At 65.5% G+C, this 14487-nt stretch carries 12 protein-coding genes; 8 read left to right on the plus strand and 4 right to left on the minus strand.

The features are described 5' to 3' along the window. Nucleotides 1-2: 2 nt before the first annotated feature. From GGQ74_RS04470 to GGQ74_RS04485, 4 genes are read right to left on the minus strand one after another with little or no spacing between them, the layout of a single operon-like run. Nucleotides 3-3089 carry an efflux RND transporter permease subunit gene (locus GGQ74_RS04470; RefSeq protein WP_167940316.1) on the minus strand — a complete coding sequence of 1029 codons (3087 nt, stop codon included), beginning with the start codon at nucleotides 3087-3089 and terminating at the stop codon, nucleotides 3-5. Further along, nucleotides 3086-4189 carry an efflux RND transporter periplasmic adaptor subunit gene (locus tag GGQ74_RS04475; RefSeq protein WP_167940317.1) on the minus strand — a complete coding sequence of 368 codons (1104 nt, stop codon included), beginning with the start codon at nucleotides 4187-4189 and terminating at the stop codon, nucleotides 3086-3088. The genes GGQ74_RS04470 and GGQ74_RS04475 overlap by 4 nt, the downstream gene beginning before the upstream one ends. A 7-nt stretch (nucleotides 4190-4196) precedes the next feature. Continuing rightward, nucleotides 4197-6599 (minus strand): TolC family protein, encoded by a 2403-nt coding sequence (locus GGQ74_RS04480; RefSeq protein WP_167940318.1) that lies wholly within the window; start codon nucleotides 6597-6599, stop codon nucleotides 4197-4199. Then, nucleotides 6596-7336, minus strand: coding sequence for a CerR family C-terminal domain-containing protein (locus GGQ74_RS04485; protein ID WP_167940319.1), 741 nt, complete (start codon nucleotides 7334-7336; stop codon nucleotides 6596-6598). The genes GGQ74_RS04480 and GGQ74_RS04485 overlap by 4 nt, the downstream gene beginning before the upstream one ends. A 218-nt stretch (nucleotides 7337-7554) precedes the next feature. Here GGQ74_RS04485 and GGQ74_RS04490 point away from each other — a divergent pair, with 218 nt between their 5' ends. From GGQ74_RS04490 to GGQ74_RS04525, 8 genes are all read left to right on the plus strand, one after another. After that, nucleotides 7555-8928, plus strand: a complete 1374-nt coding sequence (locus GGQ74_RS04490) for a sigma-54-dependent transcriptional regulator (protein WP_167940320.1) — start codon at nucleotides 7555-7557, stop codon at nucleotides 8926-8928. A 452-nt stretch (nucleotides 8929-9380) separates the two neighbouring features. Then, the gene (locus GGQ74_RS04495; RefSeq protein WP_167940321.1) at nucleotides 9381-9545 is read left to right on the plus strand and encodes a Flp family type IVb pilin; all 165 of its coding nucleotides are present in this window, start codon (nucleotides 9381-9383) and stop codon (nucleotides 9543-9545) included. Between the two features lie 303 nt (nucleotides 9546-9848). Further along, entirely contained in the window at nucleotides 9849-10397 is a 549-nt protein-coding gene (locus tag GGQ74_RS04500) for an A24 family peptidase (protein WP_167940322.1), read from the plus strand. 12 nt (nucleotides 10398-10409) lie between these two features. Beyond that, nucleotides 10410-11231 carry a Flp pilus assembly protein CpaB gene (cpaB, locus tag GGQ74_RS04505; protein WP_167940323.1) on the plus strand — a complete coding sequence of 274 codons (822 nt, stop codon included), beginning with the start codon at nucleotides 10410-10412 and terminating at the stop codon, nucleotides 11229-11231. Further along, nucleotides 11228-11455, plus strand: coding sequence for a hypothetical protein (locus GGQ74_RS04510; protein WP_167940324.1), 228 nt, complete (start codon nucleotides 11228-11230; stop codon nucleotides 11453-11455). The genes cpaB and GGQ74_RS04510 overlap by 4 nt, the downstream gene beginning before the upstream one ends. Before the next feature lie 23 nt (nucleotides 11456-11478). Continuing rightward, the gene (locus GGQ74_RS04515; RefSeq protein ID WP_167940325.1) at nucleotides 11479-12960 is read left to right on the plus strand and encodes a type II and III secretion system protein family protein; all 1482 of its coding nucleotides are present in this window, start codon (nucleotides 11479-11481) and stop codon (nucleotides 12958-12960) included. A 10-nt stretch (nucleotides 12961-12970) separates the two neighbouring features. Then, nucleotides 12971-13246, plus strand: coding sequence for a hypothetical protein (locus GGQ74_RS04520; RefSeq protein WP_167940326.1), 276 nt, complete (start codon nucleotides 12971-12973; stop codon nucleotides 13244-13246). A 13-nt stretch (nucleotides 13247-13259) separates the two neighbouring features. Beyond that, nucleotides 13260-14486 carry a CpaE/TadZ family protein gene (locus tag GGQ74_RS04525; protein WP_167940327.1) on the plus strand — a complete coding sequence of 409 codons (1227 nt, stop codon included), beginning with the start codon at nucleotides 13260-13262 and terminating at the stop codon, nucleotides 14484-14486. The last annotated feature ends 1 nt before the right edge of the window (nucleotide 14487 follow it).

The following is a 14487-nucleotide window of genomic DNA, read 5'->3' on the forward strand; positions in this document are numbered from 1 at the left end:
GTCTAGCGCGCCGCTTCGTCCGGCGCGGACAGCACCTGCGGATTCCACCGCCAGCCGCGAAAACGCAGCCCAAAGGCGAGGGAATACAGCACAGGGCACAGGAGCAGCGTCAGCAGCGTGGCGAACGCCAGTCCGGACATGATGCAGTTGGCCATGGGCCGCCACAGCTCGCCCCCCTGTAACGACAGGGGCACCATGCCGATGATGGTGGTGATGGTGGTCATGAGGATCGGCCGCGCCCGCTTGAGCGCGCCGACCACGATGGCGTCGCGCGCTTCCATTCCCGACGCACGCAGGATCTCTATCTGGTCGATGAGCATGATGGCGTTGTTCACGATGATGCCGAGCAGGCTGATCATGCCGAGCATAGCCATGAAGCCGAAGGGCGCGCTGGTGGCCAGCATGCCCCACGTGATGCCCACCATCATCGGCGGGACGGTCAGCATGATGATGATCGGCCGCCGGATGGAATTGAACTGCCCGACGAGCACCAGCACCAGAAGCCCCATGGCCAGCGGCAGGTTCTGGACGATGGCTTCCTCGGACTGGCCGCTCTCCTCCTGCTCGCCACCGTATTCGACGTAATAGCCCGTGGGCCAATCCGACGAAGCCATGAGTTCGCGGATGCGGGGCTGCACGTCGGCCAGCACCTGCGAGGCGAAACGTCCCTCGATGTCGGCCTTGACGGTGATAGTACGCGCGCCGTTGCGCCTGCGGATGTCCGACGGCTCCCACGTCAGGCTGGTGCGAGCCACCTGCATGAGCGGCACGCTGCCCCCCCCGGAGAAGGAATAGACGTTGAGCCCCTCCAGCCGCCCGAGGTTCTCTCGAATGGCCTCCTCGGAGCGCAGCACGATGGGAATGCTCTCGTCGCCCTCGCGATAGGTGGACGCGGCAAGACCGGACATGTGCGTCTGGAGCGACAGCGCCACGTCCGCGCTGGACAGCCCGGCACGCCGCGCCTGCTCCTGATTGACGTCCACCACGAGCTTCTTGGTCCACTCGCCCCAGTCGTCCCACACGGAAACCACGCCCTGCGTCTCGTCCAGCACGCCAGCCACGCGGTCGCGCAGGGCATAAAGCGTGGCGATATCCGGCCCGGAGATGCGCACCTGCACGGGCGCGCCAACGGGCGGTCCGTAGACAAGCTCCTTCACGGAATGCCGACAGTCCGGGAAGTTGGCGTCCAGAAGCTCCTGTACGCGGGGCATCACCCGCTTCGCCGCGGCGATGTCCGTGGTGCGCACGACAAGGGCGGCATAGTTCGGCGAACTCTCCTCCAGATGCAGCGGCAGATACCAGCGAGGACCGCTGGCCCCCACGAAGGTCAAAACGTCGCGCACCTCGGCATCGTCACGCAGCAGCTTCTCCAGCCGCGCGGCGCGTCCGGCCGTGGTGCGAATGTCCGATCCGTAGGGCTGCCAGAAGTCGATCAGGAACTGGTTCCGCTCATTGGTGGGGAAGAATATCTTCGGCACGAAGCGAAATCCCCACACGCTCGCCGCGCACACGGCCACGACGACGACAAGAAAGTGCACGCGATGCGCCAGCGCCCACACGAGGCTCGCGCGGTACATGCGGTACAGCGGACTGTCGAAGGTCTGCACCCTGCGCCGGGGCCGCAGCAGATGATAGGACAGCATGGGCACCATGGTCAGCGACAGCAGCCATGACGCGAGAAGCGTGCAGGAGATGACCACGAACAGCGAGAAGGTATATTCGCCGGTCTTGGACGGGGCAAAGGGAATGGGCAGAAAAGCGAAGATGGTGGTGAGCGACGCCGCCAGAAGCGGCATCCACAATTCCCGCACCGCCTCGGTCACGGCGCGCCCGCGCTCCTGCCCGGAGGCCAGCCGCACGAGGATGTTCTCGCTGACCACCACGCCGTTGTCCACGAGAATGCCCAGCGAGATGATGAGCGAGGCGATGGACATGCGCTGCAAGCCCACACCGAAGGCGGGCATCACCGCCAGACAGGCCAGCATGGCCATGGGCACCAGCATTCCTGCCACCAGTCCGGTACGCAGTCCGGCGAAGGCCAGCATGACCACCACCACGAACACGAAGGATTCGAGGAGGTTCACGCCGAAGTCCGACAGCGCCAGCCGCACGTAATCCGGCTGATTGAGCGCCGTGTGGAAGTCGAGCCCCACAGGGAGCGTTTCCTGAAGCGCATCAAGCCGCGCCGTGACGTCGCGCCCGAGTTCGAGGATGTTGCCGCCCTTGGCCATGGATACGGCGAGCAGAATCGCCGGTTGGCCGTTGTAGCGCACCATCTTCGACGGCGGATCGACGAAGCCGCGCGTCACCGTGGCGATGTCCGACAGGGCAATGCCTGTGGGCTGGCCAGGCAGGCGCAGGGTCAGGCCCTTGAGATCATCCACAGACGTGAACTCGCCCGTGGGTTCGATGACCACGCGCTCCGGGCCGACCTTGGCGTGCCCGCTGGGCTTGATGGTATTCTGCGCGTCGATCACGCGAGCCAGCGCGAAGGGCGATACGCCGAGCGACGCCACGCGGGCATTGGAAAAGTCCACGTAGACGCGCTCGTCCTGCACACCCCACAGGTTCACCTTGCCAACGAGGTCGAGCTTGAGCAGTTCGTCACGGGTCGTGTCCGCTGCGTCCTTGAGCTCGCGATAGGTGTAGCCGTCCCCCGTGAGCGCGATGCAGATGCCGTACACGTCGCCGAACTCGTCGTTGACCACGGGCGGACGGCAGCCCTCCGGCAGCGACGGTGTGGCATCGGCCACCTTGTCGCGCAGCTTGCGCCACAGGGGTTCCATGTTGCGAATGCCGTCATGGAAATCGACCTGAATGACGGACACGCCGGTCATGGACTGCGAGGTGAGTTTGTCCACCTCGGGAATCTCGCGGATGCGCTCCTCCAGCTTGTCGGAAACCAGTTCCTCCACGCGCTGGGGCGACGCTCCCGGAAAAACGGTCACCACCAGCGCGGCGCGGATGGTGAAGTCCGGGTCCTCCTGCTTGGACATGGTCACGCCGGACAGGATGCCCGCCAGCGCGACCAGCACCAGAAGCGTGATCGCGGTCCGATCGTTCTTCAGGCACCATTGCGCGATGTTCACTGCGCGGCCTCCTCGGAAGGCATGTCCATGACGCGAACACGCTGCCCCTCCACAAGGCTGTTCACGCCGCGCACCACCAGCCGCTCACCGGGCCGCAGCCCCGACAGCACCTCCAGCCCGCGCGAGGTCAGCTGCCCCACCGTCACGTCGCGGCGCGACACCGTCCCGGCTTCAGGATCGGCTATCCACACGTAGCGCTCGCCGCCACTGCGTCCGGCCACCGCCACCGGCGGCACCAGCATGGTCGTTTCACGCAGGTCGAAGGAAAACACAGCCTCGCCGGACATGCCCGCGCGCACATGCGGCGAGGCCTGCTCCAGCGCCACCTTCACAGGATAGGTGGACACCGCACGGGATTCCACACCCACCTCTATCACCGCTCCAGGGAAGTCCTCACCCGGCAGGGCATCGAAACGCACCGTCACCTTGTCCCCAGCGTGGACGCTGGTGATGAGCGAATCGGGAATGCCCACCTCCACCTGCATCCTGTCGCCAGCGGTCAGAAGCGCCACGGGCTGCCCGGCGGCAACGGTCTGATGCACGTCCACCGGCACCTCGGCCAGCGCGCCGTCCACGGGAGCGCTCAATACCGTATACTTGAGCTGCTGCCGCGCAAGTTCAAGCTGACGGCGCGAGGCCTTGAGCGACGCCTCGGAGGCATCGAACTGCGCACGGGCGCGGTCGAGATCGCGCCGGGAGGTATTGCCCACCTCGTACAGGGCGCGCGTACGCTCCCAGTCCGCCCGCGCCTGCGCCAACGCGGCCTCGGCCTGCGCCGTGGCGGCCTCGGCCCGTCCCACCTGCAAGCGGTAGTCCGTAGGGTCCAGCCGCGCCACGAGGTCCCCCTTGCGCACCCGCATGCCGATGCGTGCGGGAAGTTCCTCTATCTCGCCGGGAACACGAAAGCTCAACCGCGTCTCAATGGCGGCGCGCGCCGTACCGGGAAACGCCCGTTGCCGCCCGGTTTCCGGGTCCGGCACCGTCACGGTGACCACGGGCCGCACCACGGTTTTGCGCTCGGTCTCACCGTTGCCGCAGCCAGCCACCGCCACGCACAGCGCGACAACGCATGCCGCGCAACATGTCCGAAGAAATCGCATTGAGGCTCTACTCCTTGGGTCCAACGCCGAGGCGGGCGAGAAAGTCCCGCTTCTGCTCCGGCGTCCTGTCCAGTTCAAACCAGCCGACCGACCGCTGGAAATCCAGCACGTCGCCCAGATAGGCATAGATCGCGATGACCGCTGCCTGCTCCTGCACGCGGGACTGATTCTGCGCATCCAGCAAATCCAGAATCGACACCGCACCGCGAGCGTACTTGTCGCGGATGACTTCAAGATTGCGACGCGCCCGGTCCGCGGCCAGCGCCGTCAGTTCCATGTTCGGGTACGAGCGGGTCATATTGCTGACCACGGTGCGCGCCTGCTGCCCGGCCAACTGAATCAGCCGCCGCCGCGTGGCGTCGAGCCGCTCCAGTTCCGCCTCGGCCCGGCGCGCGTCATGAGTGAGCGCACCGCCCGCAAACAGCGGCAGACTCGCCTTGAGATTCACGGTCCACGCGTCCTCGGACGGATCGGGGTCCTGCACGATGACCGCTCCGGCCTGATGCTTGTCCACCTGATGCGCGTATCCAGCGGAGGCCGACAGCGTCGGCACCCAGCGTGTCCGGCGCTTCTGCGCAAGGACAAGACCCTGCGCCTCGACGAGGCTGTCCAGAGCGGCAACCGCGGGCCGGGACGCGGCAAGCGCTTCGGCTTCGGCGGAAATGCGTTCGATCTGCTCAAGGGTTCCGCCGATGAGGGACGCCTCCACGCCAAAAAGCGCCCTTCGCGCCTCGGCGGCGGAGACCGGACTGGTCACCCACTGGGCGTCCGTCGGGCGGTTCAGGGCCTGATTCAATGCCGTCAGCGCGGAGCGCACGTCCGCCCTGCGGGCGATGGTGCGGGCCTTGCTCTCGGCCTGCGCGGCCTCCCAGCGGTAGACCTCCTCGGGACCGGACACCCCGGCGGAGCGCCGTACGCGGGCCATTTCCAGATTGTCGCAGATGAGGCGGTAATTCTCGCGCTCAATGTGCAGGAGCGCCTCCGCCGAGAGATAGCCCAGATAGCGCCGCCCGGCAGTGTGCATCACGTCGAGGCGCACGCTCTCGCGCGCCAGCCGCTCGGCTTCGAGTCCTCGCCCTGCGGCCCTGAAGCGGGCAATGGCGGCATCGTCGAAAAGCATCTGGGTGAGGCTCACGCCCGCCGTGGTCACGTCCCACGGATACAGCCCGCGCGAGGCCACGGCCCGGTCCTGATCCATCTGCATGTAGTCGATGGATGCGCCGACCTGCGGCAGCAGGGTGCTGCGGGCCAGCAAACGGTCCTGTTCCGCCCCAGCCACTTCCGCGTCCTTGACCGCAAGGTCGAGATTCTCCGAGGCCGCGATGCGCATAGCATCCTCAAGCCCCAGTTGGCGCCCCCCCGGCGCGGCCTGCTCCACCCCGATGAGGTCGGCCGTGAGCAGTGTCTCGTACTTGGGGGAAAATCCGATCTCCCGCGCGGTGACCATGTTGATGTACAGCCGCTCCTCCTCGGGCAGGATGACCGGGAGGTCATTGGGCGAGGCCCCGGCGAGGATGTCGCGCAGGTTGAGGGCGATGCGCCGCGCAAGATGCGTTCCCGAAAAGCTGGAACGCCCGGCCAGAATGCCCCGCTCCACGTCGGGCTGCCCTATGAAGGAGAATGAAGGAATGCGCCGGTCGGCAAGCCCACGCACCAGCCGGTCCCGCGCCTCGTCGGCAAGCCGCATGAGCGGCGTCAGATACACGGCCTGTACACCGTCGCCGAGTGCGGCGAGGGCGGCGTCCACGTCGTCGGTGACGGGAATCACACGCACGCGAATGCCGAGGAGCCGCTCGTAGCGGACGACGACGTCGTCGAAGGCTGTCAGCCCCGTTGCGTAAGCGGCATCCACCAGCACCGTCAGCGTATCGAACGGCGCAATGTCCTTGAAACTCGTCAGGTCGCGATTCACCCGCCCCGGAATGACGATGTAGGTCAGGTTGCGGCGCGTAGAGCGATTCATGTCGTACGGCAGACGAAGCGATTCCTCGTCGATGAACGGTCCGCCCACCACGGGCTTGCCGAGCCTGCGCTCACCAAACGTGGCGGCCTGCGTGGGCAGAATGCCGAGGCTGAAGACCACGTCCGTCTCGGGATCGGCAAGAGCCGCGTCGAGCGCGGCACCCGCCTGCCGGACATCCCAGTGCGCACTGAAGCTGTCCGGAGATTTCCAGACCACCTCCCACTCGTCCCCGGTCAACAGAGCGAATTCCTCGCGCACCCGCGTCAGCACCTCTTCCGCCAACGGCGACGCGCCATCGCGCACCACGCCGACAACCACCCGGTGCGGCGCGGCCAGCGCAACGGCCACATCAACGGCAGCCAGCCAAAGGCACGCCACCACGAGCCAGACGGCCACCCGCACAAAATTCCCCCCCGTCCGTCCAGGGATTCTCAATATGCCTTTCATGCCCGTTCCTCCGCGATACCACCGCATTCGACCATTTCAACAAAGGCCGGATCCACCGGCGGCAGCCCCAGCATGCGCAGGGCGGCGTCCGCCACCCCGCGCGCGGTGACCGCCACGCGCTGCGGCGTGAAAGTCTCCCAACCGGTACGCTTGAGCACCACACGCTGCCCGCGCACGAAGCCCATGCACATGCTCACCAGCGCATGCCCGCGCAGGGCGCGTTCCTCGTGTGACAGGACACCATTATGCGCCGCAGCGCACAGCTCGCTTCCCGCCTCGTACACGGGGCCGACGACCGAGGCGTAAAAGCGCTCCATGGTGTCCGAACCGCGCATCACCTCGCGCTGAAGGAAATCCACGGCCCAGAAGTTCCGGCTGTTGCCGAGCGACCACGCGAGAAAATCGTGGACGAAGCGCCACGTCACCCGCGCCAGCTCGTCGGCATCGCCACGCGCATCAGCCACTCCGGCGAGCGCGGTGGCCACCAGCGGCCGACCCGCGCGCTCCATGTTCTCGAATATGTCCTCCAGCACCGCGTGGTACAGGCCAGCCTTTCCGCCAAAGTGATACGCGATGGACGCAAGGTTCACCCCGCTGGCTGCGGCAATGTCCCTCGTGCTGACTCCATCGTATCCCTTGCGAGCGAAAAGCCGTCCGCCCTCATCCAGCAAAAGCTGACGCGTGGCCTCGCCGCGCGCCGTGGTTTTGTCGCGGGCCGTTCCCCTTCTTCCCGACATTCGCATCCGCTCCGTTTTCCGTTTCGAGCACGGCATATCCGCACTCAACCTTCCAGAATCTATGACTATCATCACTGTTAGTCAATCGTTTGATTAAATCTTGGAATATCATTTGGAGACGGGCATTCCGAGCCGCACGCCACCTTGCGCCGCCATTGCGCAGAAGTGATGCGCACCCGGATTGTCAACGGTATCGGCGCGATGTACACTCGCGCACAATGAGCACATCCCGCGACAACATCCTCATCATCGAAGACGATTCCGCATTCCGCGGCATGCTGGCCGAAGCCCTCGAAAGCCGGGGCTACGGCGTGTGCGCCGCAAGCTCGGCCGAGGATGGCATCAAACGCCTTGAAGACGAGCGCGTCGCCCTCATCCTCACGGACGTGAAGCTGCCGGGCATGTCCGGCGTCGAGGCACTGCCGCGCCTGCTCAAGGCCGGACGCGGGGCGGACATCATCGTCATGACCGCCTTCTCCAGCAAGGAGATGGCGCTGGAAGCCGTACGCCTCGGTGCCTACGACTTTTTTTCCAAGCCCTTCAGTCTGAAGGAACTGGAAATCGTCATCCGCCGCGCCTTCGAAAAGCGCCGTTTGCAGGACGAAGTGCACAGCCTGCGGGAATCCCTGCGCGGAGAAGGCCCATCGCGGCGCATCATCGGCGAAAGCCACGCCGTGGCCGAGGTCGTTTCGCGCATCGAACGCATCGCGCCCCTCGACTCCACCGTGCTCATCACCGGGGAATCCGGCACGGGCAAGGAACTCGCCGCGGAAACCATCCGCGCCCTGTCGTCGCGCGCGGCTGGCCCGTACATCAAGGTCAACTGCGCGGCCATTCCCGAGCACCTTTTCGAGAACGAACTCTTCGGGCACGAGCGCGGCGCGTTTACCGGCGCATCCACGGCGCAGGCGGGCAAATTCGAACTGGCGCGCGGCGGCACCATCCTCCTCGACGAAATCGGCGACATGCCGCTCTCCATCCAGCCCAAGCTCCTGCGTGCGGTGGAACTCAAGCAGGTAGAACGCCTCGGCGGTTCCCGCCCGCTCGACGTGGACGTGCGCATCATCGCCGCCACGAACCAGAACCTCGAAGACCGCATCCACGCCAAGGAATTCCGGCCGGACCTGTTCTACCGCCTCAACGTCGCCGCCATCCGCCTCCCGCCGCTTCGCGAACGTCTCGAGGACGTCCCACTGCTTGTCGAACACTTCATGCGTCGGCTGCGCGCGGAACTCGGCCTGCGCATCGACGGCGTGACCCCCTCGGCCATGGCCTTCATGTGCGATTACAGTTGGCCGGGCAATGTCCGCCAACTGGCCAACGTGCTCGAAGGCGCGGCCATTTCCGCCAGTTCCGGCACCATCGACGAGCGCGACATCCGTCAGGCCCTCGGCTCGGCTGCCGGAGAACCCGTCCGGGGCGCCGTGGACCTCAAGCAGGCCGTCGCCCAGTACGAACGGGGCCTCATCGTCAAGGCGCTGCGCCAGACCGGCGGCGTGCAGACCGAGGCAGCAGCGTTGCTCGGCCTCACCCCCAAGAATCTGTGGGCCAAGATCAAAAAGCATAACATTTCCGTGCGTTCCGACGGCTAACGCCCGACACGCTCTATTTTTTTTAGACTACTCAATCAAGCCAACACAAAACCGGAGCGCCCCGGAATCTCTGCGCCGCTCACGGCATTTTCGACTTTCCCGTCCTGCGCGAACGTTCCACCCTTCCCACCGCTCTAAAAATTATAGACCAGCAACCATCAAGAGATAATCCCCGCCCTGCCTGGGCTTTTCCAGTCATACCTCTATCTCCCGCCCACTCTGCGCTCTACATTCATTAGATTCTCCCCGTCCGCGTGCCTTGCCACAGCGGTCCATATCCGTGCGCGGAGGCTCCATCGTCATTTTTTTCTCCTTTCATCTCATCGTCTTACACATCTCATTTCACATCCTGCGCATGCGTGGCACAGGGCTTGCCTTAAGGGAAGCATCAGGTTGGACGCGACAGCGTCGCCGGAGGAAGAACTTTCATCCCACAGGCAAGGAGAAGCACCATGAACAGGCTCATGACCCTTATCCGCAACGAAGAAGGCGTTTCCGCCCTTGAGTACGGTCTCATCGCGGCCCTCATCGCGGCAGTCATCGTCACCGCCGTGACCACGCTCGGCACCAAGGTCAACAAGGCTTTCACGGACATCGCCGCCGCCATGCCGGGCTGATCCACAGGGCGTAAAACTTTTTGGAGGCCGCTTGAGGAAGCGGCGTAGCGGCAAGGCATCGGGCCCGAACAATCCCCTCTCTCCCCATGGGCCCCATGACCGCCAACCCCCAAAGGCGGAGCCGCGAACCGCAGCCGAAACCGTCCGTCCGGACCTCCCCCTCCAAATGGGTCCGGCGGCAGACCTCCGAAAACAAGGAATGCAACGCATAGTGCGTGGCTACATGTGGCGGAGCCGGAAGAGTCCCCCTCGATCCCGGACTCCGCCACATCTTCCTTCAAAAACAGGCAAAGGATCGTCGCCATGAATCCCACCATCCAGATCACGCTCACCGGAGTTCTGCTCGTTGCGGCATTCACGGATCTACGAAACCAGCGCATCCCCAACGCGCTGACCTTTCCGGCGATGATCGCGGCGCTCGCCTATCACGGCGCAACCCAGGGTCTGGACGGGCTACTCTTCAGCCTCGGTGGCCTGGCCCTCGGTTTCGGCGTGATGCTCGTGCCCTACCTTTTCGGCGTGATGGGCGCGGGCGACGTCAAGCTCATGGCCGCTGCCGGGGCGTTTCTCGGCGCGGGCGCAACCGTGAGCGCCTTTCTCGCAACCAGCATCATCGGCGGAATCTATGCCGTGGGCGTGCTGCTCGCCAATCGCAAGGCCTTCGCGCAGGTCATGCGCTCCATCTGGAGCGCATTCATGCTCTACCTCGCCACCCGGCGCTTCGAATACGCGCCGCCGCCCGAATCCGCACGGCTGCCCAAGCTCTGCTACGGCGTGGCCATCGCGCTCGGCACCATCCTGTCCATGATTCTCGCCGCCGATGCAAACGGTCTCGCCATCTGGCGAACCTGAGGCGGAGGCACCATGAGCCGCACCACCATTCTCCAGCTTACCCTCGCGCTGATCCTGTCCCTCGTGGCCGGGGCACTCATCTTTCTGTGGATGAGCGGCCAATCCGCGCGGCAGGCCAAGGCCTCGAAGCAGGATACCGTCCTGCTTGCCGTGGCCGCCACAGAGCTTCGCAAGGGCGAACGCATAACCGCGCAGAAGCTGCGCATGGCCGAATTCCTGATAACCAGCATCCCCGGCGGAGCCTTCACGGACATCGCCAAGACCGAAGGCCGCGTTCTGCTCACCGACCTCGCAGAAGGCGAAACGATCACCGAATCGCGCCTTTTGTCGGCGGAAATCCAAAGCGGCGGCGTAAGCACGCTCATCGCCCCCGGCAAGCGCGCCGTGGGTGTGAAGGGCAACAAGGTGCTTGGGCTGGCGGGCTTCGTTCGCCCCGGCAACCGCGTGGATGTGCTGGTCACCATCGACGACAACAGCGGCAACAGGGAAAAGGCCGTGACCAAGCTCGTTTTGGAGAACATCCACGTGCTGGCCACTGGCACGCAACTGGAACAAGGCGGCCCGGACGACGAAACGTCGGAAGTGGACACCTACACGCTGGAGCTGGACCCGGCCGAGGCGGAGCGCCTCGCGCTGGCGGCCACGCGCGGCACGCTGCACTTCGCCCTGCGCAATCCCGCCGATCAGGAAACCGTACGCACCAGCGGCACGGACATCCCCCGCACACTGGCCGCACTGAAGCCCAAGACGAAGACGCCTACCGGGCGCCCGATGCGGCACTCACGAGTCGAAGTCATACACGGCAATGAAAGAACAACACTGAGGTTCCAATGAAATCCATCCTTCGCATGATAGCGGCTACGGTCCTGCTCACGGCTCTCGCCATCCTCGCCTCCGGACGGGCCTTCCCGATCTTTGCGCCGGGAACGCCCGTGGACGCGGACCTTGCCATCGACGGGACCATCGTCCCCGAGCAACTCGCGCAAGCGCCCCAATCCGCCGCTGTGCACCTGCAACCGGTCAACCGGATCGAAGTGCAGATCGTTAGCGGCATCTAATGCCATGAAGTGAGGTTCTCATCATGACCACCGCAATCCGACGCATCGCAACGGCACTGGCCCTCATGGCGGCACTGGCTACCGCTCCCGCTCTGGCGGGTACACAGGGCGGTGCCCTCGCGCCCGGCACGGTGGACATCGCCGCCGGGCAGTCCCTCGTCGTGGATACCCCGGCCAAGGTCAGCCGCGTATCCATCGCCTCCCCGGAGATCGCGGAGGTCATGGTCCTCTCGCCGCGCCAGCTCTATCTGACGGGCAAGGCCCCCGGCGCGACCACCCTCACCCTGTGGGCCGACGGCGGCGCGGTGATGCACATCTTCACCATCAGCGTCACGCCGGACCTCTCGCGCCTCAAGGAGATGCTCCACCGCGTGCTGCCCGACGAGCGCGACATTCAGGTCATGGCCGCGCACGACTCCATCACCCTCTCCGGCTCCGTCTCCAGTTCCGCCAACCTGTCCACGGCGCTCGACATCGCGCGGGTCTTCGCCACCGATCCCAAGAAGGTGACGAATCTGCTGCATGTCGGCGGAGTGCATCAGGTGATGCTGGAGGTGAAGGTGGCGGAGATGTCGCGCACGGTGATGAACAAACTCGGCATCGACCTCAGCTACGCCATGAACGGCGACTTCTTCTACACCATGCTGAACGACCTGTGGGCGCTGGACAACGAGAACGGTCCGCTGCCCATCGCTGGCCCGGCCGCCGTGCAAAACGGCGCGCTGGACCTCGGCAACATGCGCATCAATCCCTCGCGCAACGGACTGTTCCGCTTCCATCGCGGTCAGGCGACCTTCACCGGCTTCCTGCAGGCGCTCAAGCAGAACGGACTGGTCAAGATTCTCGCGGAGCCGACGCTCATCTGCCGTAGCGGCGAGGAGGCCAGCTTCCTCGCGGGCGGCGAGATCCCCATCCCCGTCCCGCAGGCCCTCGGCAACATCTCCATCGAGTACAAGCCCTACGGCGTGGGGCTGCACTTCACGCCCACCGTGCTCTCGCAGGGGCGCATCAGCCTCGACGTGAAGCCCGAGGTCTCGGAGCTGGACTACCAGAACGCCATTCAGGTGCAGGGCTTCAGCGTCCCGGCCATCACCTCGCGCCGCGCGGCCACCGTGGTGGAACTGGGCGACGGCCAGAGCTTCGCCATCGCCGGACTGCTTCAGGACACCGTGCGCGAGGGCGTGGACAAGTACCCCGCACTCGGCGACGTGCCCGTCCTCGGCATGCTCTTCAGTTCCAAGCAGTTCCAGAAGGCCGAAAGCGAGCTGGTCATCATCGTCACCCCGCATCTGGCAAAGCCCGTGGACATGGCCCGCCAGACCCTACCCACGGACCACTTCACCGAACCCGACGAATTCGAATTTCTCGTGATGGGCAAGCTCGAAGGCGAGAGAAACGCATCCCCCGCCGCACCGGCCATCCCGGTCCGCCCGGCCCGCGCCGGAAGCGACGGACCCGAGGCTGGCATGGAAGGCGACTTCGGGCACATCCTGCCCCTGCACTAGGAGAGACACCATGACACGCCTCATGATCACCCTGACCATCCTGCTTGCGACCATCGCCGTCGCGGGCTGCGAAACGACAGGCAGCCATCCGGGCCACGGCGTGGCATACCGCCAGCAGCTCATGGGCCAACAGGTCACGCCGGGCTACGCCCCGGCAACCCCCGTCACCGGGCTGGACGGCAGGCAGGCCGAACGCACCGTGAACGGGTACCGCACGCCCAAGAGCGCCGCGTCCGGCCAAAAGGTGACCCTCTCCCTCGGCACCGTGTCCGGCAACGACAAGTAGCGGAGGACGAACCATGACCCCCACCACCATCCGCATCCATGTCCGCGACGCCGCCGCCCGAGAGGAACTTCTGCGCGCCATCGCCGAGACGCCCGACTTTTCCGCCATCCGCAACGGCGACTCGGCCCCCTGCGGCGTGTGCATCTACGAAATGGGCGATGACCGAAACACGGACCTCGCCCGCATCCGCTGCCTGCTGGAATCTGGCCTTGCCGCCGAGGTCTTTGTGACCGCCGCCGACAAGAATCCCGACCTCATCATCGCCGCCATGCGCACCGGAGTCAGCGAGTTCCTGCCCTGCCCCGTCCGCCAGCAGGACCTGCACGCCGCGCTTAAGCGCTTCACTGCCCGCAGAAATGGTCAGCAACATGCGGAAAAGCCCGCCGCGGAGGAAAAGCGCGCAGGACGCATCATCCACGTCATCGGCGGCAAGGGCGGCGTGGGGTCCACCACCATCGCCGTGAACATCGCCGTGGAAATCGCCGCGCAGAATCCCGAATTACCCATAAGCCTCGTGGACATGCGCTACCCCCTCGGCGAGGTTCCCCTGTTCCTCGACCTGGAATACGCCAACACGTGGGGCGAGGCCGCACGCGACATCTCCCGGCTCGACGCGACATTCCTCGCCAGCCTTATGGCCCGCTACCGCAACGGTCTGGACGTGCTGCCAGCACCCAGCCGCCGCGAGGAAGCCGAAGCCGTGTCCCCGCAGGCCGTCGCCACCCTCATGAAGCAACTCAAGACCTCCTACGACACGGTCATCGTCGACGGCAGCCCCTACCCGGACGACGTGAGTCTGGCCGCCATGGAAGAGGCCGACACCATCCTCATGGTGCTGGTGCTCAGCCTGCCCTGCCTCGCCAACGTGCGAAAGCTTCTCGAAACCTTCGACAGCATGAGCCCCGGCCTGTCCGGCAAGGTGCGGCTGGTGGTCAACCGGCACCTGTCCAAGGCGGAAATCTCCGTGGCCGAAGCAGAGGAACTGCTTGGCCGCAAGACGAGCTGGCTCATCGAAAACGACTACGCGGCCACGCTCTCGGCCATCAATCAGGGCCGCCCGCTGACCGAATGCGCTCCCTCCTCGCCCGTTGCCCGGAACCTCGCCCGACTGGCCCGCGAAATCCGTAGACCCGAACCCGCGACAGCGTCCCGACATTCGTCCGGCCTGTTCTCGCGGCTATTCTCGCGAACCAGACGGCCCGCGCAGAGCGCAGTGGCCGCGCAACCGGCAAGGAGTTGAC

It is taken from the genome of Desulfobaculum xiamenense, from assembly GCF_011927665.1.
GTDB lineage: Bacteria > Desulfobacterota > Desulfovibrionia > Desulfovibrionales > Desulfovibrionaceae > Desulfobaculum > Desulfobaculum xiamenense.

Excerpts from the sequence above, each read along its gene's own strand:
- GGQ74_RS04475 (WP_167940317.1), bottom strand. The coding sequence starts at position 4,189 with ATGCGATTTCTTCGGACATGTTGCGCGGCATGCGTTGTCGCGCTGTGC.
- GGQ74_RS04480 (WP_167940318.1), bottom strand. The coding sequence starts at position 6,599 with ATGAAAGGCATATTGAGAATCCCTGGACGGACGGGGGGGAATTTTGTG.
- GGQ74_RS04485 (WP_167940319.1), bottom strand. The coding sequence starts at position 7,336 with ATGTCGGGAAGAAGGGGAACGGCCCGCGACAAAACCACGGCGCGCGGC.
- GGQ74_RS04490 (WP_167940320.1), top strand. The coding sequence starts at position 7,555 with ATGAGCACATCCCGCGACAACATCCTCATCATCGAAGACGATTCCGCA.
- GGQ74_RS04495 (WP_167940321.1), top strand. The coding sequence starts at position 9,381 with ATGAACAGGCTCATGACCCTTATCCGCAACGAAGAAGGCGTTTCCGCC.
- GGQ74_RS04500 (WP_167940322.1), top strand. The coding sequence starts at position 9,849 with ATGAATCCCACCATCCAGATCACGCTCACCGGAGTTCTGCTCGTTGCG.
- cpaB (WP_167940323.1), top strand. The coding sequence starts at position 10,410 with ATGAGCCGCACCACCATTCTCCAGCTTACCCTCGCGCTGATCCTGTCC.
- GGQ74_RS04510 (WP_167940324.1), top strand. The coding sequence starts at position 11,228 with ATGAAATCCATCCTTCGCATGATAGCGGCTACGGTCCTGCTCACGGCT.
- GGQ74_RS04515 (WP_167940325.1), top strand. The coding sequence starts at position 11,479 with ATGACCACCGCAATCCGACGCATCGCAACGGCACTGGCCCTCATGGCG.
- GGQ74_RS04520 (WP_167940326.1), top strand. The coding sequence starts at position 12,971 with ATGACACGCCTCATGATCACCCTGACCATCCTGCTTGCGACCATCGCC.
- GGQ74_RS04525 (WP_167940327.1), top strand. The coding sequence starts at position 13,260 with ATGACCCCCACCACCATCCGCATCCATGTCCGCGACGCCGCCGCCCGA.